This is a genomic window from Candidatus Pseudomonas phytovorans (assembly GCA_029202525.1).
GTDB lineage: Bacteria > Pseudomonadota > Gammaproteobacteria > Pseudomonadales > Pseudomonadaceae > Aquipseudomonas > Aquipseudomonas phytovorans.
This window is the reverse complement of record CP119325.1, coordinates 2,607,457-2,632,260: the sequence shown is the minus strand read 5'-3', so window position 1 is coordinate 2,632,260 and position 24,804 is coordinate 2,607,457. Positions and strand designations below refer to the sequence as shown.

Sequence of the window (24,804 nt, the reverse complement as noted above, 5' to 3'; positions counted from 1 at the left end):
AGCAAAGGTGCCGTCCCGTTCTAATCGAGGCCCGGGCGTTGTTGTCAGACGGCCAATACACGCTACGCAATCGGGAATCGGCGCCGCCAAGACAACTTCGTTCTGGCTGGATAACTTTCCCTTATGACCGGGGCGTCATAAGTCGCCCTTATTACCCCACTCACAAACCCTCTTGGTGCAGTGCCACGGCCTGCTTTTACAGTTTGCCCAGACGCAATCGACGCCCTGCCGTGAGAGGCCCTGCGAATGGAACAACAGCGCATCAAATCCCTGATCGACCTGCTTCAGGCCAGCGACCTGAGTGAGCTCACCCTGAGCGAAGCAGGCTGCACCCTGACCCTGGCGCGCCAGGCGGAACTGCCCCAGCGCAGTCCGTCGCCGGTACTCGCTGGGCCAGACCTGGCCGCGACCCTGACCCTGGCCGAACCGCCAGCACCGGCTGCCGCACTCAGCCAGGACATCCCCTCGCCGCTGTACGGCATCTTGCACCTGACTCCAGCCCCCGGTGAGGCCCCCTTCGTCACGGTCGGCCAACGGGTCGAAGCCGGCGCTGTGCTGTGCATCGTCGAGGCAATGAAAATGTTCCATCAGGTCCAGGCTCCCCACGCAGGGGTGGTCGAGGCCCTGCTGGCCGAAGCTGGCAGCGAAGTCGACGCGGGCCAGCCCGTCGTGCGCATTGGAGGCTGAAGGTATGTTCAAACGCGTATTGATCGCCAACCGCGGCGAAATCGCGCTGCGTATACAGCGCGCCTGTCATCAACTGGGCCTTGAGACGGTCATGGTCTACTCCCAGGGTGATGCTGGCGCAGCGTACCTGGAGCAGGCCGACCTGGCGCTGTGTATCGGCCCTGCCGCACCTGCGCAAAGCTATCTGGACGCCACGGCGCTGCTGCAAGCTGCGCAGGCGTCGGGCGCACAGGCAGTGCATCCAGGCTATGGCTTTCTTTCGGAAAACGCCGCCTTCAGCGAGGCCGTCAGCGCCGCCGGCCTGACCTTTATCGGGCCCGATGCCGAATGCATCCGCAGCATGGGCGACAAGGTTGCCGCCAAGCGCGCCATGCGTGAAGCAGGCGTCCCTTGCGTGCCGGGGCCAGATGGCGCCTTGCCCGCGGAGCTCGATACGGTTTGCAGCATTGCCGCCGAAATCGGCTACCCGGTCATCATCAAGGCTGCCGGCGGTGGCGGCGGGCGCGGCATGCGCGTGGTGCACAGCGAGCAGGAACTGGGCCAGGCCGTCAGCGTCACCCGCGAGGAGGCCCGCCGCGCCTTTGGCAACCCCGAGTTGTACATGGAGAAGTTTCTCGGCCACCCGCGCCACGTGGAAATCCAGGTGCTGTGCGACCGCCACGGCAATGGCGTGTGGCTGGGCAGCCGCGACTGCTCGCTGCAGCGCCGCCACCAAAAGGTGCTGGAAGAAGCCCCCGCGCCGGGGATACACCCTGACGCCTTGGCGCGAGTGGGTGAACGCTGCGTCGAAGCTTGCCGGCAGATTGGCTATCAGGGCGTGGGCACCTTCGAATTCCTGTACGAGGATGACGAGTTCTACTTCATCGAAATGAATACCCGCCTGCAGGTCGAGCACCCCGTCACCGAGCTGACCACTGGTATCGACATCGTCGAACAGCAGTTGCGCGTGGCCCGTGGCGAAACCCTCGAACTGCGCCAGGAACAGATCATCACCCAAGGCCACTCACTGGAGTGCCGGATCAACGCCGAAGACCCGCACACCTTCATCCCGACACCCGGCACCGTCACCCGCTGGGACGTGCCTGGCGGCATCGGTGTACGGGTCGATACCCACGTCACCACCGGCTACCGCGTGCCCCCCTATTACGACTCGATGATCGCCAAGCTGATCACCCACGGCACCACCCGCGAGCAGGCGATGGCCCGAATGCGCACGGCGCTTGCACAGTTCCGCATCGAGGGCATCGCCAGCAACCTGCCGCTGCACCGCGACATTTTGCAGGACCCGGCCTTTACCGAGGGCACCGTGGACATCCATCACCTGGAACACTGGCTCAAGCAACGTCAGGCAGGGAACTGAATATGCACATCGACAAACTTCGCCAGTTGATCGGCTGGATGAGCAACGCCGGGCTCGCCCGGATCGAACTGAAGACCGCGCAATTCGAGCTCCGCCTGCAGCGCAGCGCCGGCACAAACGCCGGTGCACCGGTAAACGCCACCACGGCTGCGCCGCCGGCACCCTTGCCGCCCGCCAGTATCAGCGCCAAGGGCTGCGGCCATTTCCATGCCCGCCACCCGACACGCGACACACCTCAGGTAAACCCGGGCCAGGCAATACGGGCAGGTGATGTGGTCGGCGTAATCGCCGTGGGCGAGCAACTGCTCGCGGTCACTGCGGATATGGAAGGCACCGCTGGGGATTACCTGGTGGCCGACGGGCAGCTGGTGGATTACGGAAAACCCGTGCTGGCACTGACAAGAACAGGAGCTTGAACCGATGCGCATCGACCTGAACGCAGACCTGGGCGAGGGCTTCGGCCCCTGGAAAATGGGCGAAGACGAAGCCCTGATGGATATCATTTCTTCGGCCAACGTGGCCTGCGGCTTCCATGCCGGCGACCCACTGATCATGGACACCATCACCCGCCTGGCACTGGCCAAGGGCATCGACCTGGGTGGCCACGTGGGCTATCCCGACCTGCTCGGTTTCGGCCGCCGGCCCATGCAGGTGGATATTCGCGAATTGCAGGCCTATGTCACCTACCAGCTCGGCGCGCTGGCCGGCATGGCCAAGGTCAACGGTCACCAGCTGACCCACATGAGCTTCCACGGCGCCCTGGGCAACCGGGTGGCCGCCGACGCGGAGCTGGCCGATGCCCTGCTGCTGGCGGTGAAGGCCTTCGACCCGCAACTGATCGTCAGTTCCTCCACCAGCCAAGCGATGGAGCGAGCCGCCGAGAAGCACGGCTTGCGTATCGCCACCACCTTCCTTGCCGACCGGGCCTACGACAAACACGGCCTGCTTGTGCCCCGCGCGCTGCCGGACTCGGTGATCAAGGACCCGGCGCTAGTGCGCGAGCGCGTGCGGCAGTTCCTCGATAGCGGCACCGTGACCTGCTACACCGGCGAGGTAATTGCAGTACCTGCATGTTCGATCCTGCTGCATGGCGACAATGCCAATGCGCTGGAGCTGGCCTGGGATATCCGCCACGAAATCGAGCACGGTGGTGGGCAAATCGTGCCCCTTTCCAGACTGTTCGATTGAGCAGCGCACCACAATCGTGCACGGATAAGAAACACTTATTACCCGAGAGCCAAACCGTCTTGTTCGACAATCGGCCCAGGGCTTTAGAGTCAATTCAACGCCCTCCTGCTGCAGGGTGAACCATTCGATGAGGGACGGCCACATGCCATTTTCCGATTACAAAACCGCGCTGGTCACCGGCGCTTCCTCCGGCATCGGCGCTGCCACAGTCGAACGCCTGAGCCGTGAAGGCATTACCGTCCATGCCCTGGCCCGCAGCGCCGACAAGCTAGGCGAGTTGGCCGAGCGCACTGGCTGCATCGTGCATGCAGTGGACGTAGCCGACCTGGCCGCAGTCACCCAGGTGGTCGAAGGCCTGGACATCGACATCCTGGTCAACAACGCCGGTGTCGACCGGCCCGGCTCGATCCTCAACGCCACCGCCGACGGCATCGATGCGCTGATCGACGTCAACCTGCGCGCTGTGCTGCACCTCACCCGCCTGCTGGTGCCAGGCATGGTGGCCCGCGACCGCGGGCACGTGATCAACATCAGCTCCATCGCCGGCGCCTACAACTTCGGCGGCAACAGCACCTACCACGCTACCAAGGCGGCGGTGAGCATGCTGTCGCGCAACCTGCGCATCGACGTGTTCGGCAAGCGTGTGCGGGTTACCGAGGTCTGCCCGGGCCGCGTGGCCACCGACATCTTTGAACACGTGCATGGCAACGCTGCCGAAACCCGCGCCAGATTCATCGACGGTTTCGAACTGCCCGTTGCCGGCGACATCGCCGAGGCGATTGCTTTCGCCATTGCCGCACCGGTGGCGATGAACGTCGGCCACATGGAAATCACCCCCACCCTGCAGGTACCCGGCGGGCTGCAGACCACCCGCCCGCAAGCCGACTGACCCTGTACCGGACAAGAGCGGCGGGCCATGACCCAGCCGCCCCCCACACCGGTTGCGAACGACTGCTGCCCCTTGACCCGATAGGGTGATTCCCATGTTCAAAGACTTCGATCTGGGGCCGATCCTGAGCGGCGAATACGCCGACCTTTTGCTGCGTGGCGCTGGCCTGACCGCGCAACTGATGCTGTACGCCTGGAGCCTGGCCATGGCTCTGGCGCTGTTGCTGGTGGTAATCCGTTTGACCGGCAAGCCGCTGGCCGAGCGCCTGGTGGCGGGCTATGTGTCCTACCACCGCAACGTACCGACCCTGGTGCAACTGATGCTCTGGTACTTCGGCGTGCCCACCTTGTTGCCGGAAAGCACTCAACTGTGGCTGGCCAATTTCAGTACCGAGTTCATCTTCGCGGTGATCGCGCTGGGTCTTTGCCAAGCGGCGTACTTCTGCGAAGACCTGCGGGCAGGCCTGCGCGCCATTCCCACCGGCCAGACCGAAGCGGCGCGGGCACTTGGGCTGGGCTACATCCGCTCGATGCGCTACGTGATCCTGCCACAGGGGGTGCGCAACGCCCTGCCCTCGCTGATCAACCACACCGTGCTGCTGTTCAAGAACACCAGCCTGGCCATGGCCATCGGCGTGGTCGAGCTGACCTACGCGGCCCGCGAACTTGAGAACTACACCTTCCGCACCTTCGAGTGCTACCTGGTGGCAACCTTGGGTTACCTGGTGGTGTCGTTGCTGCTCATGGGGGCCGGTGCACTGCTGGCGCGTCATTTCAACCAGGCCCAGGCGAGGTAGACGGCAATGATCGATGTATTCCTGATTCTGCGCGACAACTGGGAGCTGTTCCTGCTCGGGCAGTACCCACACGGCCCTCTGGGCGGACTGGTCAACACCTTGATCCTGTCGGCGCTGGCGCTGCTGATTGCCTTCCCACTGTCACTGCTGGTGGTCATGGCGCGCATCTCACCGTTCGCCTGGGTACGCTGGCCGGCCACCGTTTGGGTTTATGTCTTGCGGGGTGTGCCGCTGATCATGGTGATCTTCTGGACCTACTTCCTGGTGCCGCTGCTCATCGGCCGCAATATCAGTGGGTTCACCACCATGCTCTGCACCCTGGTGATCTACCAGAGCGCCTACCTGTCGGAGATCGTGCGTGCAGGTATCCAAGGCTTGCCCGCTGGCCAGGCCGAAGCCGCCCGCGCCCTTGGGTTGGGCTACTTCCGCACCTTTGGTTGGGTAATCCTGCCCCAGGCGCTGTTCAATGCCCTGCCGAGCCTGATCAGTCAGTTCATCTCCATCATCAAGGAAACCACCCTGGGCTACATGATCAACGTTCAGGAAATGACCTTTGCAGCCAACCAGGTCAACAACCAGTTGCTGACTCAGCCGTTCCAGGTCTACGCAATCCTTGCGATCACTTACTACCTGCTGTGCTACGGCCTCACCCGCGTGGCTACCACCGTGGAGCAGCGTATCGAGCGCAAGCGCCAGGGTGATCGCGCCAGTACGCCTGGCGCACCCAAAGGCGCAGCCCTTACTACTTCCGAACCTTCGAGATGATCGCCATGAAACCCATGATCATGTTTGCCAATGTCGACAAGTGGTATGGCGAGTATCGCGCCTTGACCACCATCAACGCAGAAATTCGCCAGGGTGAAGTGGTGGTCGTATGCGGGCCCTCGGGCTCAGGTAAATCCACCCTGATCCGCACGGTCAACCGCCTCGAAGCAATCCAGGGCGGCCAGATCCTGTTCGAGGGCCACGACATCCACGGCACCGACGCCAACCTCAACCGCCTGCGCTCGCGCATCGGTTTCGTGTTCCAGAGTTTCAACCTGTTCCCGCACATGTCGGTGCTGGACAACATCATCCTGTCGCCCACCAAGCTGCGTGGCCTGCGCCAGGGCGCAGCAAAGAAGCAAGCCATGGAGTTGCTCGACCGGGTTGGCATGGCCCACAAAGCCGGCGCCTACCCAGGCCAGCTTTCCGGCGGCCAGCAGCAACGCGTGGCAATTGCCCGGGCGTTGGCGATGGAGCCGCCTGTGATGCTGTTCGATGAACCGACCAGCGCCCTGGACCCGGAAATGGTCGGCGAGGTGCTGCAGGTGATGCGCAGCCTGGCGCGCGACGGCATGACCATGATGTGCGTGACCCACGAGATGAACTTCGCCCGTGAAGTGGCCGACACGATCTGGTTCATGGATGCCGGCGAAATTCTAGAACGTGCCACCCCCGAGCAGTTTTTCAGCGCGCCGCAGCACCCGCGTGCGCAGCGGTTCATCAGCGACCTACGGGCCCATTGAGGCCGGCAGGTCACCCTTTTTTGCCCAAGCCGTCCATTTTTCGAGGATCACTCCCATGCGTACTCCGCACGCCACCGTGGCACTGATGCTGTTCCCCCTGATGGCCGCCACGGCCCAGGCCGACCAATGGGCCGACATCCAGGGCCGGCAGACCCTGGGTTGCGGCGTCTACTCCGACGTGCCGCCGTTCTCCTCTCCCAACCCGCAGACGCGCCAGCTCGAGGGCATGGACGTCGACCTGTGCACCGCGCTGGCGCAGCAGTTGGGGGTAAAGCTTGAGCTCAAACCGTTGTCCGGCGAAGCGCGCATCGCTGAGGTGAAGATGGGCCGGGTCGACGTGGTGGTGGCCAACCTGGCCTACACCAAGACCCGTGCCCAGCAGATCCAGTTCTCCGACCCCTACTACGTGGCCAAGGAAGTGCTGGTGGTGAAAAAGCCGCTGGCCGACAAGCCGCGCGCGTTCTTCGAAGGCAAGCGCATCAGCGCCACCAAGGGCTCGACCTCCGAGCAGTCGATCCGACTGGCCAAGGCCACCCCGGTGACCTTCCAGGACACCGGTTCCGCCTACCTGGCGGTGCAGCAGAACAAGGTGCTGGGTGTGGTGACCAATACCATGTCTGCCACCAAGCTGGTCAGCCAGGCCAAGGCCGGCGGCGTCGACCTGGGCATTACCGCCGAGCCGATGGCGCTGGAGCCGATCGGCGTGGGCATGAAGCTGGACCAGCCGGCATTGCTCGACAAGGTCAACCAGGCGCTGTACGCAATGGACCAGGCTGGGGAAATCGACCGGATCTGGGACAAGTGGATCGGGCCGCAGACCGAGTACAAGCTGGTGCGCGAAGAGCGGGTGCAGAAGCTGGCCGAGATGAAGTTCGAAGCCCTCGAATAAACCTTTTGCTCCCTGGCCCGGCTGCCCGTCAGCCGGGCATTTTTTTGCCTCGGGCCTATCCATCCGATTCCCTTATGACTCCACAGCAAAGCGCTATTTGGGCAGCCGGCAGGCACACTTTTAAGCTGTGCACAGTGTTCCCTACCGTGAAGCCAACGCCATGCCCAGTATCGCCGAACGCCTGAACAATGTGTCCGTCTCTGCCTCCGTCGCCATGACCCAGAAAGCCCGCGAGCTCACCGCACAGGGCATTCAGGTGATCAGCCTGTCTACAGGCGAACCGGACTTCCCGACCCCCTCCCATGCCATCGAAGCAGCCCATGCCGCCGCGCTGGCCGGTGATACCAAGTACCCGGCCATCGAAGGTACACCCGCCCTGAAACTGGCCATCCAGCGCAAGTTCAAGCGCGACAACAACCTCGACTACGAGCCCTCGCAGATTCTCGTGGCCGGCGGTGGCAAGCAAGTGATCTTCAACGCCATGCTCGCCACCCTCAACCCCGGGGACGAAGTGCTCATCCCCACCCCGGCCTGGATCAGCTATGCCGACATCGTCAAGTTCGCCGGTGGCGTGCCGGTCCCCGTGCCCTGCAGCCAAGCCAACAATTTCAAACTCAATGCCCAGGACCTCGACGCCGCGATCACCCCAAAGACCAAATGGCTGCTGCTGAACTACCCCAGCAACCCCACAGGTTCCGCCTGCTCGCGCCAGGAAATGGCCGCCATCGCCGAAGTGATGCTGCACCATCCGCACGTGTGGATCATGACCGATGACATGTACGAGCACCTGATCTACGACGGGTTCGAATTCTGCACCATCGCCGAAGTAGAGCCGCGCCTGTATGACCGTGTGCTGACCGTCAACGGCGTCTCCAAGGCGTACGCCATGACGGGCTGGCGCATGGGTTACTGCGGCGGCCCCAAGGACCTGATCAAGGCCGTGAGCAACGTCAACACGCAGAACAGCGGTGGCGTCTGCACGCTGACCCAGGCCGCTGCAACGGCGGTGCTCGATGGCCCCCAGCAATTGCTCGGCGAGCGCGCGGCGATTTACCAGGAGCGGCGCGACTTCGTGCTCGGCCGCCTGGCCGATATCCAGGGGCTGACCTGCCACAAGCCGGAAGGTGCGTTCTACCTGTTCCCGAATGTGGCCGCCTTTATCGGCCGCACCACAGCCAAGGGCCGCAAGATCAACAACGACACTGATTTCTGCATGGCGCTGATGGAAGAGCATCACGTCGCGACCGTACAGGGTGCTGCCTATGGCCTGAGCCCGTTCGTGCGCCTTTCCTATGCCACCAGCCTTGCGACGCTGGAGCAAGGATGTGATCGCATCGCTGAATTCTGCGCGACGATGCGCTGATTGCCAGACAGCAAAATGGGCTGCAATTGCAGCCCATTTTTTTGTCTATCCCCTGCTGTAATTCAACCGCGCATCTCGATCACGCGCCTAACCCCCGCCAGGTAGCAGTCGATCGCTGTTTCGGCGGCAATCGCCTCACGCGGCGACGCTTCAACGAAGCGTATGCGGCTACCAATCGCCGCCTGCCCCAGGCGCCACAAATCGGCCTCGATCACCCCGGCAACCTTGGGGTAACCACCGGCGGTATTGGCATCGCTCAGCTGCACGATCGGCTCGCCACCCGGCGGCACCTGCACCACCCCCGGCACCAGGCCATAAGAGCGCATCTCGCGGCTTTGCTCGGCCTGGATCGGTTCGCCTGCCAGGCGGTAGCCGGTACGGTTGCTCTGCGCCGAGATCTTCCAGGACTGCGCCCAGAACCGCGGTAGGTCATTGCCGAACCAGTGCGCCTCGCCCGCCGGGATCGCGCGTAGCGCAAGGGCACCGTCCGCTTGCACCGGCAAGCCCTGGGCCATGGCGCAGGACGGTGGGCGAACACCGAAGCCTTCGGCGCCAATCGACAAGGCGTTGGCTTGCCCGACCGCCAGTTCATCCCCTACCAGCAACGCCCGCCCTTCGAGGCCACCGAAACCGCCGCGCAATGCCGTGCTGCGCGAACCCATCAGCTGCGGCACGTCGATGCCACCGGCCACGCATAGATACACTCTGGCGCCTTGGCGCGGGTGGCGTATTTCCAGCACCTGGCCGGCCTTGACCGGCAATGCCCACCACGGCAGCAACGATCTGCCATCGAGGGTGGCACGCCCATCGGCGCCGGTCAGGGCAATCACCCCGTCAGCGCTGAAGCGCACCTTCAACGGGAAGGTCTGCACTTCCACGGCGGCGCTGCCAGGGGCGTTGGCCAGCATCAAGTTGCCGGTCCGCAAAGCCAGGCTGTCCATGGCCCCGGCGGTGGCCACGCCAATGTGCCGATGGCCGTCGCGGCCCAGGTCCTGAATGGTGTTCTGCGGGCCGGTGGCGATGACTTCAATCACAATTCGATCCTCTCAGGCAGGAAACAGACAGTATCGCCAGGGGCAAGCAAGGCAGGTTGCGAGGCGCTGGCATCGAACATCACGGTGTCGGCAAAGCCGATCGAGTTCCAGCCGTTCGGCCCGTCGAGCACGGCGATGCCCGACTGCATGCCGCCAATGGTGACCATGCCCTTGAGCATGTGCAGCGACGGCACCTGCTTGCGCGGCATGTACAAGGCGGGGTCGAGGCCACCCAGGTAGCCGAAGCCAGGCGCACTGGCCACGGCAAACACGCTGTAGCGCGCCTGGTGATGACGGCGCACCACTTCCTGGTCGCTGAGCCCGGCGTAGTCACACAGCGCTGGCAGGTCGATGGCGTGCTCGCCGCCGTAGTGCACGGCGATCTCGTGGGTGCGCCCAGCCCGATGCAGCGGGTCGGCCGTACCCCACAACTGTTGCAATGCCTCGATGACCGGCGCGGGTTCTGGCGGAGTCTGGCGGTACAACACCAGCAGGTTGGTCATGCCCGGCACGGTGCTTTCCACCTCGGGTAGCGCAAGCAGGGTCTGCGACAGCGCCCAGATCCGCCGCTGGGCCTCAAGGGTGAGATCGCCCGGGGCTTCAAGCAGATAGGCGCGGGCGCCGATCAGCGAGACACGGGCCACCGGCTCGGCAAGGTGAACGGTGAAAGGCCCCGGTGCTTGCAAGGGTTGGTTCATTGGCAATTCCTGTCACGGAGGGTGTAAGGGTCAGCGGCGGGCATGCAGGTCGACCCGCGGCAGGCGCCAGGTCAGCCAGATCGCCAACAGCGCGGCCAGCGCACACAGCAGCAGCCCCGCGCCGATGGCTTGGGCCAGGGCAGTGCGAGCCAGCAAGAGCCATTCGGCCGGCAATGAAGCGGCACCACTCATCAACACTTGCGGGTCGCGCAGGCGCTCGAAGGCGGCGGACTCGCCAATGGTGTCCAGTGCAAGACGCATCCGCTCGGCGTAAAGCAGGTTGACCAGCGAACCCATCGACGCAGTGCCAATCAATCCGCCCACCAATCGCAACGACTGCTGCAAGGCGGTCGCGATGCCCAGATGTTGGCGTTCGGCGAGGGTCTGGGTGAATACACTCAGGTTCAGCAAGACGAAGCCCAGTCCCAGCCCCGCCAGTAAGATAAGTGCCGCCAGCACATGCATGTGGCTGCCCAACCCCACTGCGGCCAATCCGGCGCAGGCGCAGCACAAGCTGGTGAAGCCGGCCAACGGCAGCCAGTTGGGGTTGGCCAGGCGAGTCATCAGCCGGCTGTTGACCATCGCCCCCAGGGTGATGCTCAGCGCCAGTGGCGTGATCAACATGCCGGCCTGTTCCGGCGAAAAGCCGTAGCCGCCCTGCAGCAGCAGTGGCAGGTAGAACAGCAGGGTGAACATCACCCCGCCGGCCAGCAGCGCCAGGCTGAACAACAGGCGCATGCTGCGCTGGGTGAACAGCGCCCCCGGCAGCAACGGTGCGCTGCAGCGGCGCTCCTGGTAGACCAACGCCAGCAATGCCAGCAGTGACAACAGGCCAAGCGCCAGGCTCACGCCCGTGGCGCTGCGTCCCAGGCCCTCGACGAACAGTTGCAGGCCGCCCAGGGCCAGCACGATCAGCGCCGCGCCGAGCCAGTCCAGGCGCGCGGGCGCATGCACTTGCGGCCGGTACCACGGCAGGTAGCGCCACGCGAAGAACAGCGCCAGCAGCCCCAACGGCAGGTTGAGCCAGAACACAGAGCGCCAGCCAAACTGGCCAGTCAGGTAGCCGCCCAGGCCTGGGCCGATGGCATTGACCACGCTGAACATCGCGCTCAGCAGCAACTGCCAGCGCAGGCGTTGCCGGGTGTCGGGAAACAGCTCCGGTACACAGGCGAACGCGGTGCCGATCAGCATGCCGCCGCCAAAGCCTTGCAACACCCGCCCGGCGACCAGCCAAGGCATGCTCTGGGCCAGCGCGCAGATCAGCGATGCGAGCATGAAGATCACCGTGGCCATCAGCACGAAGGGCTTGCGCCCGTAATAGTCGCCCAGCCGCCCGAAAACCGGGATGGTGACGATGGACGAAAGCAGGTAGCCGGTGGCCACCCAGGCGTACAGTTCGAAGCCGTGCAACTGCGCGACAATGCTTGGAAGTGCGTTGCCAATCACCGTCTGGTCCAGCGCCGACAACATCAATACCAGCGAAATACCCAGCATGGCCAACAGGGCCTGGCGGAAGCTCAATGCAGCGGGTTCGGCGATCATCGGGGCACTCACGGTTGACGGGAAGGCTGAGTGTCAAGGTACGGGCGCGGTCCAGCCGTTACCAAGACGACTTCGCTCTGTACGAATAAGTCCGCCTTATGACCCCCGCACCAGAATGGCGCAGGCGCCCGCTTCGAGTGCTGCCGCGCAGCTGCGGGATCGGCGAAACCCCCGTCATAGGCTTGCCTTATGGCCACTCACGTACCTGGCGCGCCGCTTGCAAAGTTCCGTCCACACAGACAGCCCGAGCAACGCCCATGAACCTGCGCCGCCTCAAGTACTTCGTGAAGATCGTCGATATTGGCAGCCTGACCCAGGCCGCCGATGTACTGCACATCGCCCAGCCGGCACTGAGCCAGCAGTTGGTGACGCTGGAAGCGGAAATGCAGCAGCAGCTGTTGATTCGTACCAAGCGCGGAGTGACGCCCACCGAGGCCGGCAAGGTACTCTATGCCCACGCCCAGTTGATCCTGCGCCAGTGCGAACAGGCGCTGAGCGATGTCACGTCCAGCAGCCAGGCACTGACCGGCAACGTCTCGGTGGGGCTTGCACCCGGCACAGCCGCCGCCAGCCTGGGAGTTCCCTTGCTCAAGCGTGTGCGCGAGCTACACCCTGGCATTACCCTCTACCTGAATGAAAACTACGGCGTCACGCTCAGTGAGCTGATCATGAGCGGGCGCATGGACATGGCAGTGCTGTACGGCGGGCGCGAAATCCACGGACTGAACTTTGTACCTTTGCTACGAGAAACCCTGTACCTGGTGAGCGCCGACGACGAACTGGCCAACCATCCGCAGCTTCCACTGGCGCGGGTTGCACAAATGAACCTGCTGTTGCCGCGGCAATACAACGTAGTACGGCAACTGGTGGATGAGGCCTTTGCTCGTCAGGCCTTACACCCGAGAGTAATCGCTGAAGTGGAGTCGGCCAGCACCCTGCGCAACGCGGTGGCCGAGCGTTTTGCCGCGACCATCCTGCCTGAATCGGCGGCAAAAGCGGTGGGTACAGAGCACGGCGTGCACATGTGCCGCATTGTTGAGCCAGTGATTGAGGCACCGCTGACACTGTGTCTGTCTGCGCACTTGCCCTTGTCGGTACCGGCGCAAGCGGTGAAAGCGATCCTGTTGGAGTTGGTGGCGCAGATGCGGGGGACGCTCTCTTCGGCTGCCTAGGCGTTCAACACCCGCTTCAGCTGATAGCTGCGAGATTGCCATCTCGACCTTATGAACCTATCGGAGGGATAAGCCGTTAGTCATCCAGCCTCTGAGGCGATATTCGGAGTGTAAGCCCCCTACCCCGATGTGTCTCAATTTCAACAGCACAGCCGAGAGCGACGAGAACGCGGCGAAGGTAGCTCAACTGCACCTCCAGCACTTTCGTGCCGGGATCAAAGTTGTAGCCCCAGACGTTCAGGAAAATCGATCGTCGACTGACAAGCTGGCCAGCGTGACGAAACAGATATTCCAGGATTCTATACGACGTCGCCTTCATTGTTATCCGACGCGCTCCGCATACCGCTTCCCTGCTCGTGGGGTCCACCGCGAGATCCGCGAAAAACCACACACCTTTCAACTGGGATGATCTGGCCATATCTACAGGACCTGGCGGCTGCAGGTATACCTGCAGCCTGGTTCAGGGTTTAGTGGCTGGCGTCCGGCAAGGCGTAGGCAATCACGTAATCGCCGCGATTGTCGTTGGTACCCGTCCGGGTTGCTCCCCCCACAGTGACGACGATGTATTGCTTGCCATCACGGCCGACGTAGGACATCGGCGCGCCCTGGCCACCGACCGGCAGGCGGCCACGCCACAGCTCTTCACCGGTGTCGTTGTCCAGCGCTCGGAGGTAGTAGTCCAGCGTACCGTGGAAGAAAGTCAGCCCACCCTTGGTCACCAGCGGCCCCCCCATGGTCGGCATGCCCAGCGGGATGTGCACGCCTGGCACGATGCCCTTGACCGGCGCATCCTCGATCGAGCCCATCGGCACTTGCCATTTGGTCTTGCCGCTGTTCAGGTCGATGGCGGTCATGGTGCCGAACGGCGGCTTGAAGCACGGCACGCCCAGTGGCGAGACGAACATCGAACGCTCCACGCCCCACGGCGTACCCAACTGCTCGGAGTACTCACCCTCGGTGCTTGGCTTGAGGCCGGTACGCTTGGCGTCTTCACGCTTGATGAAGCGGCCCCACTGCGCCATGCGGATATCGTTGACGATCAGCGTGCCGGTGGATGCATCCAGCGCACCGCCACCCCAGTTGAAACCACCGTAGTAGCCCGGATAGATCAGCGTGGCCTGGCCTTCGACCAGCGGGGTGAACTCGCCTTCCCAGCGCATGGCCTTGAAGTCGATCCGGCACATCAACTGGTCGAAGACCGTGCCGCCCCACATGTCCGATTCCTTGAAGCGCTCGGCACCGACCGACAGCTGCGAGTACGGTTGGGTCGGCGAGATGCGCATGCCCGGCATGCCATCGGTGGCGACCTTGCGTTGCTCTACCGGGAAAACCGGGGTGCCAGTGCGGCGATCAAGTACGAAGATCTGGCCACGCTTGGTCAGGGCAATCACCACCGGGGTCTTGCCGCCTTCCTTGTTGGGCAGGTCATAGAGGATCGGCTGCGCGGACACGTCGTAGTCGAACATGTCGTTGTTGGCAGTGCGGAAGTGCCACTTGTCAACGCCGGTATTGACGTCGATGGCCACGATCGAGTCGTTGTACTCATCGGAGCCAGGGTTGCGGTCACCATTCCAGAAGTCTGGGGTCTGGTTACCGGTCGGGATGTAGGCCAGGCCCAATTGCGGATCGTACGAGGCAGTGCCCCAGAAGTTGGGCGAGTCGCTCGGGTAGTTCTCGCCTTCCGGCAGCGGCACACCGCGTTTGGGGTTCAGCGCATCCCAGGCCCACAGCAGTTTGCCGGTGCGTACGTCGAAGCCGCGGGTCACACCTGAGGGTTCGCCGGTCTTGAGGTTGTCGTTGATCTTGCCGCCGACGATCACTACGTTGCCGGCCACCAGTGGCGCCGAGGTCAGGTAGTAGGAGCCGTCGGTGTTCGGGCCGATGCCCTTGAGCAGGTCAACCTGGCCATGTTCGCCGAAGCCTTCGCACGGCTTGCCGGTGGCGGCATCCAGCGCGATAAGGCGGGCATCCACAGTGGTAGTGATGATGCGGCGACGGCATTCGGCTGGCTGCGCGGCGGCAACCTCTGCCGCCTGGTCAGCCGGCGAGGAAGCGTTCTGCGGTGCCTTGTCGGCATCGTAGTAACCGACACCGCGGCAGCGCTTCCAGCTCTTGTTGGACGGCGTTTCCTTGATCTGTGGATCGTACTTCCACTTCTCGGCACCGCTGACCGGGTCGAGGGCGAACACCTTGTTGAGCGGCGTGCACAGGTACACCGTGTCATCGACCTTCAGCGGGGTGCCCTGATACTCGGCGCCGTTGATTGCCATGTCACCGGTGCGGAAGGTCCAGGCGACCTGCAAGTCCTTGACGTTGGATTGGTTGATCTGGTCGAACTGGGCGAAGCGGTCCCCGTGAGTGCCTCGACCGTAGGCGGTCCAGTCGTTACCATCCGCTTCACCGGCATCCGCCACCAGCACCGGTGCCTTAGTGCCTTTCTCGGCAACCACGGTCGGGTGCGGCTTGAACATGCCGACGCCAAAGCCGACCAGGCTGGCAATCAGCGCCAGACTGATGCCGGCTCGCGGCGCGACGCCAAGAAACTTGCGGTTGCCTTCCAACAGCGGAACCAGCAATGTCAGCACCAGTGCGATGACGATGAAGGTCATCAGGCGAGGTACCAACTGCCAGAAATCGGCACCGACCTCCCAGAACGCCCATAGCGCGGTGATGACCAGCAACAGCAAGGCGATCCAGGTCGCGGCTACCTTTCGGCGCACCAGGCTGATGCCACTGGCAGCCGTCATCACCCCAGCCAGCAGGTAATACCAGCTGCCGCCCAGCATGATCAGCTTGATGCCTCCTAGTGCCAGGCCGGCCCCCAGCAAAGCCAATATGGCACCGATCGCAATCGGTATGACGACCTTCAATTTCATATTTCTTCCTACACGCCTAACGGCCTTGGCCGTACATTCAGATTCACGCCCGGCAATGCCCGCCGCCGGGCGTCCGCAAAAAGCCTCTGCCTTGAAGACATCAGTTCCATCCATGGTGCGCCACGCAATGAGATCGCTCTCATTTGACGGCATTATTGGAGCGAACGCACCCGTAATGGCCGGCACAATGAGAGCGCTCTCATGGAGCGCGCACAAAAAAGCGGCCGTCGATGGGCCGCTAATCAACTGCGCGGAATGTTATGGATTGTTACATTGTGAGTCAATCTGACGCAGCCAATAAAATGAGAATAATTATTGACTGGCCGGAACAGTCGTAGAGGCACGTTCGATCAGCGTCACGGCCATTTCGACACGCCGCTTGCATCGTGGGTTGCCCGACAGGATGGTCTGCAAGGCGTCGACCGCCGCCTGGGCCTGAGCATCATCCCGCAGCTTTGGCGACGTCGTCCAGGGTGGTAAAGGGCTTGGGGATTCCGAACCTCACCCCAGAACGCGCGGCTATCCCAGCACTGCCAAATAACTAAAAAAGTCATATTTATCAATCTGTTAGGAAAAACTATATCTCTTGATATATAGACATCTTTCAAATGCAGCCATAGCCTAGAAAAGTGACAATGCAGGGGGTTGTTGGAGCGAGAGGAGATTCAACAGAAATCCGTTAGCCAGACGATTCATCCAAGGACTCGAAGATCACAACATGCCCCTTTCCATGGGCAACACCACCCAATAAAAATAATCAAGCATTTAAGAATTCAGTTCTGCCAATAAACAACTCTTACAAAAAGAGGCAGTGAATGGAAAACATCGGTACTTACGTAATCTACGTCATCATGGCGTGCGCTGTCATAGGTGCGGTCGCATCCATCTATAATGCTGAATGTGAACTAGGCAAAGAGTTTGTCGCCGGGCTTCATAGCATTGGGCCTATTTTTATCCCCGTCGCAGGGATCATGGCCTCCATCCCCTATATCGCCAGCTTCATCAACCATTTCATCGCCCCGTTCTTCGAAGCGGTGGGCGCCGATCCCGGAATTGCTGGAGCGCTCTTCATTGCGGCTGACATGGGTGGCTACCACCTGGCTCATACTCTGGCGCAAAGCCCTGAGGGCTGGATCCTGGGCCTCATCACAGGCTTTCAGTCCGGTGCAACGATCATCTTTGTGATCCCTGTTGGCTTGGCAATGTTGCGCAAGGTAGATCACAAGTACATGGCGCTGGGCGTTATGGCAGGCCTTCTGACTGTCCCGCTAAGCATTCTGATCATCGCGATGACCATGCAGTTCACCGGAGTAAGTGTGCGCCCCGAAATCACCACCACGGGCGACGCTACCCTCCCTCTGAATTTTACCTGGCCGATGCTCGTACAGAACCTGATGCCACTTATCCTGTTCTGCGCCTCGCTCGCGGCAGCACTGCGCTACTTCCCTAAGCTTATGATCAGCGTGTTCCTCAGCCTTGGGAAGCTGATGTACGCGGCAGTGACGCTGGTTTTAGTGGCGTCCATCGTCGAATACTTCACCTCTTTCTTCAGCACTGTGTTTGGAAGCTGGGGCTTTGCGCCAGTCATCGCTGACGCACAAGATCAGTTCCGTGCACTTGAGACTGCCGGCTATATCGGCATCATGCTGTGCGGCGCGTTCCCAATGGTGTACCTGATCAAGCGGTTCCTCTCAAAACCGATCGAGGTAGTCGCAGCTCGTTTCGGGATGTCGGCAGTGGGTGCAGCCGGCGTGCTGGCGGCTTCTGCCAACGTGCTGGCAATGTTCCGCCTGGTTGAGGAAATGCCTCCTAAAGACAAAGTGATGGTCATCGCGTTCGCGGTTTGCGCAGCATTCACGTTCGGCGACCACCTGGCCTACTCCGCTAACTTCCAGCCCTCGATCATCCTCCCGCTGATCATCGGCAAGCTCAGCGGCGGCCTCCTCGGCATGCTCATGGCCTATTGGCTGGCAGTTCCCAAAGCACATGACATGGGCCTTGAAGACCAGGTCGACAGCATCGCTCCCATGCCTCAACTGACTTGAACAACGCCTTGATTCCAAGTGTCCGGAATGCCGCCAGGTGTTCCGGATTTTTGCATTTCCAGGGTGCGTCGGTGGGGCAGGAATACGCGTGAGTTAAAGCCTGCTTCGACGTATCGTGGATCGTGTCCCGGGAAGAGCGTTTGCAAGATTTTAGATTGCACATCTGAATGTGTAGTTGCGCGATTTAGAAAGAGCGTTGGTGGACGGACTTCAATGACGAATGCATTAGGAGATCTTTCAGGCGCCTATAAATTTGCTGTGCAAGTTACTGCCGGCAACTGAGTGGCGTCGAAGATAGGTGGCGGCTGTGCCGCGCGCTCTAACTTGGACTTCCAAGTGCTAACCTATCGCAAGGCTTCAATCAGCAGCGTCATCGCGCGGGAGGTGTGACGTCGGCTGAATACAAGAGCTACTCATTGCCCGCCCAACCCACTGAATACTCGCACACGCTAAACATGGAAAAGAACTCGCCTTAACCTTGGATTAATTTCATCAAAACCATTGCGCAAGTAAAACACATAGGACTCAACAGGAAATCGAGTGGGGGAACCAATTTCAACGCAGCGCCATTGACGATTTATTGCATATTCATTCACAGCACTCAACAATGCCTTAGCCAGCCCATCGCCACGACGCTCCGGGAGGATATACAGCTCCGATATCAGCCCATTACTTCCAGAGCACAAGCTTCCTACTTCGCTAACGACAGCAAAACCCACCACCCTAACGGGCTCTCGTATCACCAACACGACCTTACTGGAATCAGACAGGCAACGGCGTACACTAGAATTTATCGCTGATAATTTTACCCTCTCGAAATGCCCACACTCTTCGTTCAACCTTGATGCCAGTTCCACCAAAACCTCGAAGTCTTGCAAATTCGCTTGAGAAATTACCATCCGCCCCTCCTGCCTGCCAGGGCGCGACCCCGAACGCGAGTCGTCCTGTATGGGCGCATTCAATGGCAGAAAAATTCAACTACCTCACCCATCTTGGCATGCATCGCACGACAAATGAGAGCGCTCTCAATAGTTTCTAAAAAAAAGCGGCCTGCAGGAGGCCGCCTATGTCTCGATGATATGGATAGCGCAAGCCAGAGTCAACTCAAGTGATCGGCACTCGGCTGGCTACGTAGCCTACCTTGCTGGGGCCTGACATACGCTGATCATGCAACAGCCTTGACCATATCCTCAATGACCTTCTTCGCATCACCGAATACCATCATGGTCTTGTCCAGGTAGAACAGTTCGTTGTCCAGGCCGGCATAGCCGCTGGCCATCGAGCGCTTGTTGACGATGATGGTCTTGGCCTTGAAGGCTTCAAGGATCGGCATGCCGGCGATTGGCGATTTGGGGTCGTTCTTCGCCGCCGGGTTGACCACGTCGTTGGCACCCAGCACCAGCACCACGTCAGCCTGGCCGAACTCGGCGTTGATGTCGTCCATCTCGAACACCTGGTCGTACGGTACTTCGGCTTCGGCCAGCAGTACGTTCATGTGCCCAGGCATACGGCCCGCCACCGGGTGAATCGCGTACTTCACAGTCACGCCATTGTGCGTCAGCTTCTCGGTCAGCTCCTTCAGCGCGTGCTGGGCACGCGCCACCGCCAGGCCGTAACCCGGGACGATGATCACGCTGTCGGCGTTGCTCAGCAGGAAGGTGGCATCGTCAGCCGAACCGGCCTTCACCGGGCGCTGCTCTTTCGAGCCCTGCGCCGCCCCGACGTCGGTATCGCCGCCAAAGCCACCGAGGATGACGTTGAAGAAGGACCGGTTCATCGCCTTGCACATGATGTACGAGAGGATGGCACCGGACGAGCCCACCAAAGAGCCCGCGATGATCAGCATCGAGTTGTTGAGGGAGAAGCCGATACCGGCCGCCGCCCAGCCCGAATAGCTGTTGAGCATCGACACCACCACCGGCATGTCGGCGCCGCCGATCGGGATGATGATCAGCACGCCCATGACGAAGGCCAGGGCCAGCATCAGGATAAAGGCGCTGTAATGACCGGTGAAGGTGAACAGCAGGCCCAGGGCGAGGGTGGTCAGGCCGAGAATCAGGTTCAGCTTGTGCTGGCCGGGGAACTGTACCGGTGCGCCCTGGAACAGGCGGAACTTGTACTTGCCCGACAGCTTGCCGAAGGCGATCACCGAACCTGAGAAGGTAATGGCACCGATGGCAGCGCCAAGGAACAGCTCCAGGCGGTTGCCGGTGGGGATCGGGTCGCTGATCGCGGCAACGATGCCCATCGACTGCGGTTCGAGTACCGCGGCAATAGCAATGAACACCGCAGCCAGGCCGATCATGCTGTGCATGAAGGCGACCAATTCCGGCATCTTGGTCATCTCGACCCGCTTGGCCATGATCGAACCGGCAGTACCACCGGCCAACAGGCCGACGAGTACGTAACCGATGCCGGCGGTTGCAAGCTCGGCGCCCAGTTTGTAAATCAGGCCGACCGTGGTCAGCATGGCGATGCCCATGCCGATCATGCCGAACAGGTTGCCGCGCCGCGACGTGGTCGGGTGCGACAGGCCCTTGAGCGCCTGGATGAAGCACACCGAAGCGACCAGGTACAGAAGTGTTACCAGATTCATGCTCATGCTTACTTCTGCCCCTCGTTCTTGGCTTTCTTCTTGAACATCTCAAGCATGCGACGGGTGACCAGGAAGCCACCGAACACATTGACTGCAGCCAGGGCAACGGCGAGAGTGCCCATCAGCTTGCCGGCAGGGGTCACGGTAAGGGCGGCGGCCAGCATGGCGCCGACGATAACGATTGCAGAGATGGCATTGGTCACGGCCATCAGCGGCGTGTGCAGCGCCGGGGTGACATTCCACACCACGTGGTAGCCCACATAGATGGCCAGCACGAAGATGATCAGGTTATAGATGCCATGGGAAATCAGCATGTCTTCCATTGTCGTGCTCCTTAGCCGTTCTTGCGGACGACTTGACCATCACGGCACATGAGGCAGGCCGCGACGATGTCGTCTTCGAGGTTGATGACCAGCGCGCCGTCTTTGTCGAACAGCAGCTTCATGAAGTCCAGCAGGTTACGTGCGTACAGCGCCGAGGCATCGGCACCCAGCTGGGCCGGCAGGTTGGTCGGGCCGACGATGGTCACGCCGTTCTCCCTTACCACCTGGTCAGCAACGGTGAGCGGGCAGTTGCCACCTTGGGCTGCAGCGAGGTCGATGACCACCGAACCGGGCTTCATCTGCGCAACGGTTTCGGCACTGAGCAGGGTCGGGGCCTTGCGGCCGGGGATCAGTGCGGTGGTGATGACGATATCGGCCTGCTTGGCGCGCTCGTGCACAGCCTGGGCCTGGCGTTGCATCCAGCTGGCCGGCATCGGACGGGCGTAACCGCCAACGCCTTCGGCGCACTCGCGTTCTTCATCGGTCTCGTATGGCACATCGATGAACTTGGCACCCAGCGACTCGATTTGCTCTTTCACTGCCGGGCGAACGTCGGACGCCTCGATCACCGCGCCCAGGCGCTTGGCCGTGGCAATCGCCTGCAGGCCAGCAACGCCTGCACCCAGGATCAACACGCGCGCGGCCTTAACGGTACCGGCGGCGGTCATCAACATGGGCATGAAGCGTGGGTAGTGATGGGCAGCCAGCAACACGGCCTTGTAACCGGCGATGTTGGCCTGCGACGACAGCACGTCGAGGCTCTGCGCCCGCGAGGTGCGTGGTGCGGCTTCCAGGGCGAAAGCGGTGATGCCGCGTTCGGCCATCTTGCCGATCAGCTCGCTGTTGAAGGGGTTGAGCATGCCCAACAGCAGGCTGCCACTATTAATTTCGGCAAGTTCCAGATCACTGGGAGCGACCACTTTAAGTACTAATTGAGCCCCCAACGCATCGGCGGCACTTCCCAAAAAAGCGCCTACGGCCTCATAGGCACTGTCGGGAATGCTAGCCTTCAGCCCCGCCTCCCTCTGGACGATGACTTTATGACCTTGAGCTATCAGCTTTTTAATAGTTTCAGGCGTAGCAGAAACTCTCGTCTCTCCAACTGATGTCTCCTTCACAATCCCGATATTCAAGAAACCTTCCCCTTCTAATATTAATTTAGAATACGTAACGCAGCCTTAGAAAACCCTCAAAATGAGAGCGCTCTCATTTCGATGCGAAAATCTCACCTAACCTCTGAAGATCCGGACAAAATTGTGCTTTCAGGTTTCCACTAAGAGCGCGGTGCAGCGGTAGACGATCTAATGACCAGAGACACGGGCATGCTTAATCGCTCCCCAACTGCTCCTTCGTTTCTCAGCATCTTCTTAAGGCATGTGACAGCCGAGAGGGCTTGCTCATCGACATCTTGTTTCAATGTTGTCAAAGAGAACAGCTGATTCGAAGCATCAGGGATATCGTCAAAACCTACAACGGAGACATCACCGGGAACGTCGACACCCATACCTTTTAATCGATCAAGCGCCCCCACGGCGATCAAGTCATTCGAAGCAATAATGGCAGTAGGACGATAGGCACTATTGAAAAGCGCATCTATACCATTCCGCCCGAAGACAGAGCTATGCTCACCGCGAATGATGACCGATTCAAGATGCTCCTCGGACATAACTTTCAGGTAGGCTTGAGCACGTTCATTTGCAGATGACTCTGTACCACCAGCCAGTAATGCTATATCCGAATGCCCCAGCGATATTAAATGCTTGATGGCTTTTCGAATACCAGACTCATCATCAACTACGATCTCACTTACCCGAGGGTGGTCAATCTTTTTACTACCAATATAAATACACGGTAACTTCTGAGCAATCTTACCTACCGCACTTGGATTTCTAGGGGTGGCGATGAGAATCAGTCCTGCAGCTCGCAGCCGGAGCCAACGGTCAGCTTCAGTATCAACGGAATCATCAACAATTTCACGAAGGGATGCGACAGGATCAAAACCTTCCGCCAGTAAGCGTCGATCTACCGCCCTCGCCAATTGGATATGAAACGGGTTATCAGGGTCTCCCAGCACTACTCCAACAATCGATGACTTTGCAGATACTAAACTTCGCGCAGCCAGATTAGGCTGATATGCAAGCTCAGCAGCGGCCTTGTCTATTAGCTTACGGGTGTCAGGGTGCACGCCTGGATCACCGCGTAATGCACGGGATACCTGAGCTCTGGACATACCAACCGCCTTTGCCACATCGTCAAGGGTACTGAAGCGCTTTGTCATATCTACTCGATGCTAGTGCTCTGTGTGAAAGGAAGCCGCCACATGGATGGGGACGAGCCTCGACGGCTCCCTTTGCGAGACGGCATGATATCAGAGGCGATCTTCCGCTGAGTTAAATCGCATGGAGTCACCCGGCCAGCCTATCAAAGGCTGGTTCGCTATGCACTTGTCCATACGCCTGAGGTAGGCATTCATGCACAGAACGAAACCTGGAACAGTCAGAAAATGTAGTATTTTCAATTTGATTGCCATCCTCGCTACCTGGCTTGCCCCTAAAACCCAAAAAGCAGATTCTGATTTTCAAACCGTCACGAGATCTTCTTGGGGCGCTGGCTTATGCCGTACAGCAAGATGACCAGGAAGCACACCATCGGAACAGAAAAGGCGACCTCGGTGCCATGTCTATCGCCCAATGCGCCCATGATTAATGGCAAAATAGCACCACCTACTAACGTCATTACCAAGATTGATCCAGCGCGTTTGGTCTGCTTACCCATGCCACGAACACCCATTGCAAATATCGTTGGGTACAACGTGGACATAAACAAGTAGATGCCTGCCACTGCAATCACAGAAACTTTAGGAATGCCGATTACAGCTACAGCGCACAACAGACTTGCCATTGCGGCATTGAAAATAAGAAGATACCTGGCCGAGACGTACCGCATGATCCAAGTACCCGAAAAACGTCCAATCATATACGCAAGCATGCCCCCGGACAACAAATAGGCCGCGTTACGAGGCGTCATCTCCGGCCAGTGATCTAAAGCATAGTTGATGAAAAAAGCACCCACACCTACGTAACACCCCACAAAACAAAATTGTGCGATCAGTGCTCCGCGAAAATTACTTTTCCGCCAGATGCTCATACTACTATCACAGGTGCTGTCAGCGTTCGCCTCCACATTGGCTTCCGGGAGGCGAATGCGTGCAAAAACCAACATCATGAGGACAACTACTGCCGCCAAGGCGACATAGGTAAGGGAAACCGGCTCTACTGAACTTCCACCCATTTCGAATTTTGGCAGAAAGAAAACTGACCCGCCTATGATAGGGCCGATAAATGCGCCCAGGCCGTTGAAGGACTGTGCAAAAGTCAATCGCTGCTCAGCCTTCGCGGGATCACCTAAAGTTGCCGCATACAGATTCGCAGCAGTTTCCAAGCATGCGAGGCCACTAGCCAGCACAAAGAGCGCAATGAGAAATGGCAATAAGCTACTCCCCCAGGATGCAGGCAAGAATAGTAATGATCCGATCGCGAACAGTCCGAGACCTGAGAGAATTCCGGCTCGATAGCCACATCGCTCAATCAGAAAACCGACAGGAAGGGCAACAAAAAAATAAGCACTAAAATATGCAGTTTGGATCAATGCTGACTGCGCATGAGAGATGCCAAGGGAATCCTGAAAATGCTTGTTCAAAACATCTAGCAGTCCGTGCGAGAGACCCCACATGAAAAACAAAGTTGTAATCAGTACGAAAGCCAGCTGGTGGGTGGCAACTGGTCGTCGGGCATAGGCAGAAGCACTTATTTTCAATGAATCAGTGGAAGTTGACATG

At 60.3% G+C, this 24,804-nt stretch carries 22 protein-coding genes; 12 read left to right on the top strand and 10 right to left on the bottom strand.

Going from position 1 to position 24,804, the window contains the following annotated elements; translation table 11 throughout:
* The first annotated feature begins 246 nt into the window (after window positions 1–246).
* The 10 genes from P0Y58_11575 to P0Y58_11530 all read left to right on the top strand — a co-directional run bounded on the left by P0Y58_11575 (window position 247) and on the right by P0Y58_11530 (window position 8,680).
* Window positions 247–687, top strand: coding sequence for an acetyl-CoA carboxylase biotin carboxyl carrier protein subunit (locus P0Y58_11575; GenBank protein ID WEK32797.1), 441 nt, complete (start codon window positions 247–249; stop codon window positions 685–687).
* Window positions 688–691: 4 nt separating this feature from the next.
* Entirely contained in the window at window positions 692–2,047 is a 1,356-nt protein-coding gene (gene accC / locus P0Y58_11570) for an acetyl-CoA carboxylase biotin carboxylase subunit (GenBank protein ID WEK32796.1), read from the top strand.
* Between the two features lie 2 nt (window positions 2,048–2,049).
* The gene (locus P0Y58_11565) at window positions 2,050–2,463 is read left to right on the top strand and encodes a hypothetical protein (GenBank protein WEK32795.1); all 414 of its coding nucleotides are present in this window, start codon (window positions 2,050–2,052) and stop codon (window positions 2,461–2,463) included.
* Window positions 2,464–2,467: 4 nt separating this feature from the next.
* Window positions 2,468–3,235: a 5-oxoprolinase subunit PxpA gene (locus tag P0Y58_11560; GenBank protein ID WEK32794.1), complete on the top strand. Its 768-nt coding sequence runs from the start codon at window positions 2,468–2,470 to the stop codon at window positions 3,233–3,235.
* 142 nt (window positions 3,236–3,377) lie between these two features.
* Window positions 3,378–4,124, top strand: coding sequence for an SDR family oxidoreductase (locus tag P0Y58_11555; GenBank protein WEK32793.1), 747 nt, complete (start codon window positions 3,378–3,380; stop codon window positions 4,122–4,124).
* Between the two features lie 94 nt (window positions 4,125–4,218).
* Window positions 4,219–4,920: an amino acid ABC transporter permease gene (locus tag P0Y58_11550; GenBank protein WEK32792.1), complete on the top strand. Its 702-nt coding sequence runs from the start codon at window positions 4,219–4,221 to the stop codon at window positions 4,918–4,920.
* 6 nt (window positions 4,921–4,926) lie between these two features.
* Window positions 4,927–5,685: an amino acid ABC transporter permease gene (locus tag P0Y58_11545; GenBank protein ID WEK32791.1), complete on the top strand. Its 759-nt coding sequence runs from the start codon at window positions 4,927–4,929 to the stop codon at window positions 5,683–5,685.
* Window positions 5,686–5,699: 14 nt separating this feature from the next.
* On the top strand, window positions 5,700–6,428 hold the full coding sequence (locus tag P0Y58_11540) for an amino acid ABC transporter ATP-binding protein (GenBank protein WEK33314.1): 729 nt from the start codon (window positions 5,700–5,702) through the stop codon (window positions 6,426–6,428).
* Between the two features lie 55 nt (window positions 6,429–6,483).
* Window positions 6,484–7,317, top strand: a complete 834-nt coding sequence (locus P0Y58_11535) for an ABC transporter substrate-binding protein (protein WEK32790.1) — start codon at window positions 6,484–6,486, stop codon at window positions 7,315–7,317.
* A gap of 160 nt (window positions 7,318–7,477) precedes the next feature.
* On the top strand, window positions 7,478–8,680 hold the full coding sequence (locus tag P0Y58_11530; GenBank protein ID WEK32789.1) for a pyridoxal phosphate-dependent aminotransferase: 1,203 nt from the start codon (window positions 7,478–7,480) through the stop codon (window positions 8,678–8,680).
* Window positions 8,681–8,742: 62 nt separating this feature from the next.
* Here the strand turns inward: P0Y58_11530 and P0Y58_11525 are convergent, their stop codons facing one another.
* Genes P0Y58_11525 through P0Y58_11515 form a run of 3 tightly spaced genes read right to left on the bottom strand, consistent with a single transcriptional unit; the run spans window position 8,743 to window position 11,954 of the window.
* Complete coding sequence (locus P0Y58_11525) at window positions 8,743–9,714, bottom strand: biotin-dependent carboxyltransferase family protein (GenBank protein WEK32788.1); 972 nt, start codon at window positions 9,712–9,714, stop codon at window positions 8,743–8,745.
* Window positions 9,711–10,412: an allophanate hydrolase subunit 1 gene (locus tag P0Y58_11520; GenBank protein WEK32787.1), complete on the bottom strand. Its 702-nt coding sequence runs from the start codon at window positions 10,410–10,412 to the stop codon at window positions 9,711–9,713. Before P0Y58_11520 ends, P0Y58_11525 begins: the two co-directional genes overlap by 4 nt.
* Before the next feature lie 30 nt (window positions 10,413–10,442).
* On the bottom strand, window positions 10,443–11,954 hold the full coding sequence (locus P0Y58_11515) for an MFS transporter (GenBank protein WEK32786.1): 1,512 nt from the start codon (window positions 11,952–11,954) through the stop codon (window positions 10,443–10,445).
* 257 nt (window positions 11,955–12,211) lie between these two features.
* Between P0Y58_11515 and nac the strand changes: the two genes are divergently transcribed.
* Window positions 12,212–13,126 (top strand): nitrogen assimilation transcriptional regulator NAC, encoded by a 915-nt coding sequence (gene nac, locus P0Y58_11510; GenBank protein ID WEK32785.1) that lies wholly within the window; start codon window positions 12,212–12,214, stop codon window positions 13,124–13,126.
* Window positions 13,127–13,593: 467 nt separating this feature from the next.
* Here nac and P0Y58_11505 read toward each other — a convergent pair whose 3' ends face one another.
* On the bottom strand, window positions 13,594–16,002 hold the full coding sequence (locus tag P0Y58_11505; GenBank protein ID WEK32784.1) for a membrane-bound PQQ-dependent dehydrogenase, glucose/quinate/shikimate family: 2,409 nt from the start codon (window positions 16,000–16,002) through the stop codon (window positions 13,594–13,596).
* Between the two features lie 815 nt (window positions 16,003–16,817).
* Between P0Y58_11505 and eutH the strand changes: the two genes are divergently transcribed.
* Entirely contained in the window at window positions 16,818–18,047 is a 1,230-nt protein-coding gene (gene eutH / locus P0Y58_11500; protein WEK32783.1) for an ethanolamine utilization protein EutH, read from the top strand.
* 449 nt (window positions 18,048–18,496) lie between these two features.
* Here eutH and P0Y58_11495 read toward each other — a convergent pair whose 3' ends face one another.
* The 6 genes from P0Y58_11495 to P0Y58_11470 all read right to left on the bottom strand — a co-directional run bounded on the left by P0Y58_11495 (window position 18,497) and on the right by P0Y58_11470 (window position 24,803).
* On the bottom strand, window positions 18,497–18,946 hold the full coding sequence (locus P0Y58_11495; protein ID WEK32782.1) for a GNAT family N-acetyltransferase: 450 nt from the start codon (window positions 18,944–18,946) through the stop codon (window positions 18,497–18,499).
* Window positions 18,947–19,212: 266 nt separating this feature from the next.
* Window positions 19,213–20,649, bottom strand: coding sequence for an NAD(P)(+) transhydrogenase (Re/Si-specific) subunit beta (locus P0Y58_11490; protein ID WEK32781.1), 1,437 nt, complete (start codon window positions 20,647–20,649; stop codon window positions 19,213–19,215).
* Window positions 20,650–20,651: 2 nt separating this feature from the next.
* Window positions 20,652–20,966, bottom strand: coding sequence for an NAD(P) transhydrogenase subunit alpha (locus P0Y58_11485; GenBank protein ID WEK32780.1), 315 nt, complete (start codon window positions 20,964–20,966; stop codon window positions 20,652–20,654).
* Between the two features lie 11 nt (window positions 20,967–20,977).
* Complete coding sequence (locus P0Y58_11480; protein ID WEK32779.1) at window positions 20,978–22,099, bottom strand: Re/Si-specific NAD(P)(+) transhydrogenase subunit alpha; 1,122 nt, start codon at window positions 22,097–22,099, stop codon at window positions 20,978–20,980.
* 140 nt (window positions 22,100–22,239) lie between these two features.
* Window positions 22,240–23,244, bottom strand: coding sequence for a LacI family DNA-binding transcriptional regulator (locus tag P0Y58_11475; protein ID WEK32778.1), 1,005 nt, complete (start codon window positions 23,242–23,244; stop codon window positions 22,240–22,242).
* 308 nt (window positions 23,245–23,552) lie between these two features.
* Complete coding sequence (locus tag P0Y58_11470; protein WEK32777.1) at window positions 23,553–24,803, bottom strand: sugar MFS transporter; 1,251 nt, start codon at window positions 24,801–24,803, stop codon at window positions 23,553–23,555.
* Between the last annotated feature and the right edge of the window lies 1 nt (window position 24,804).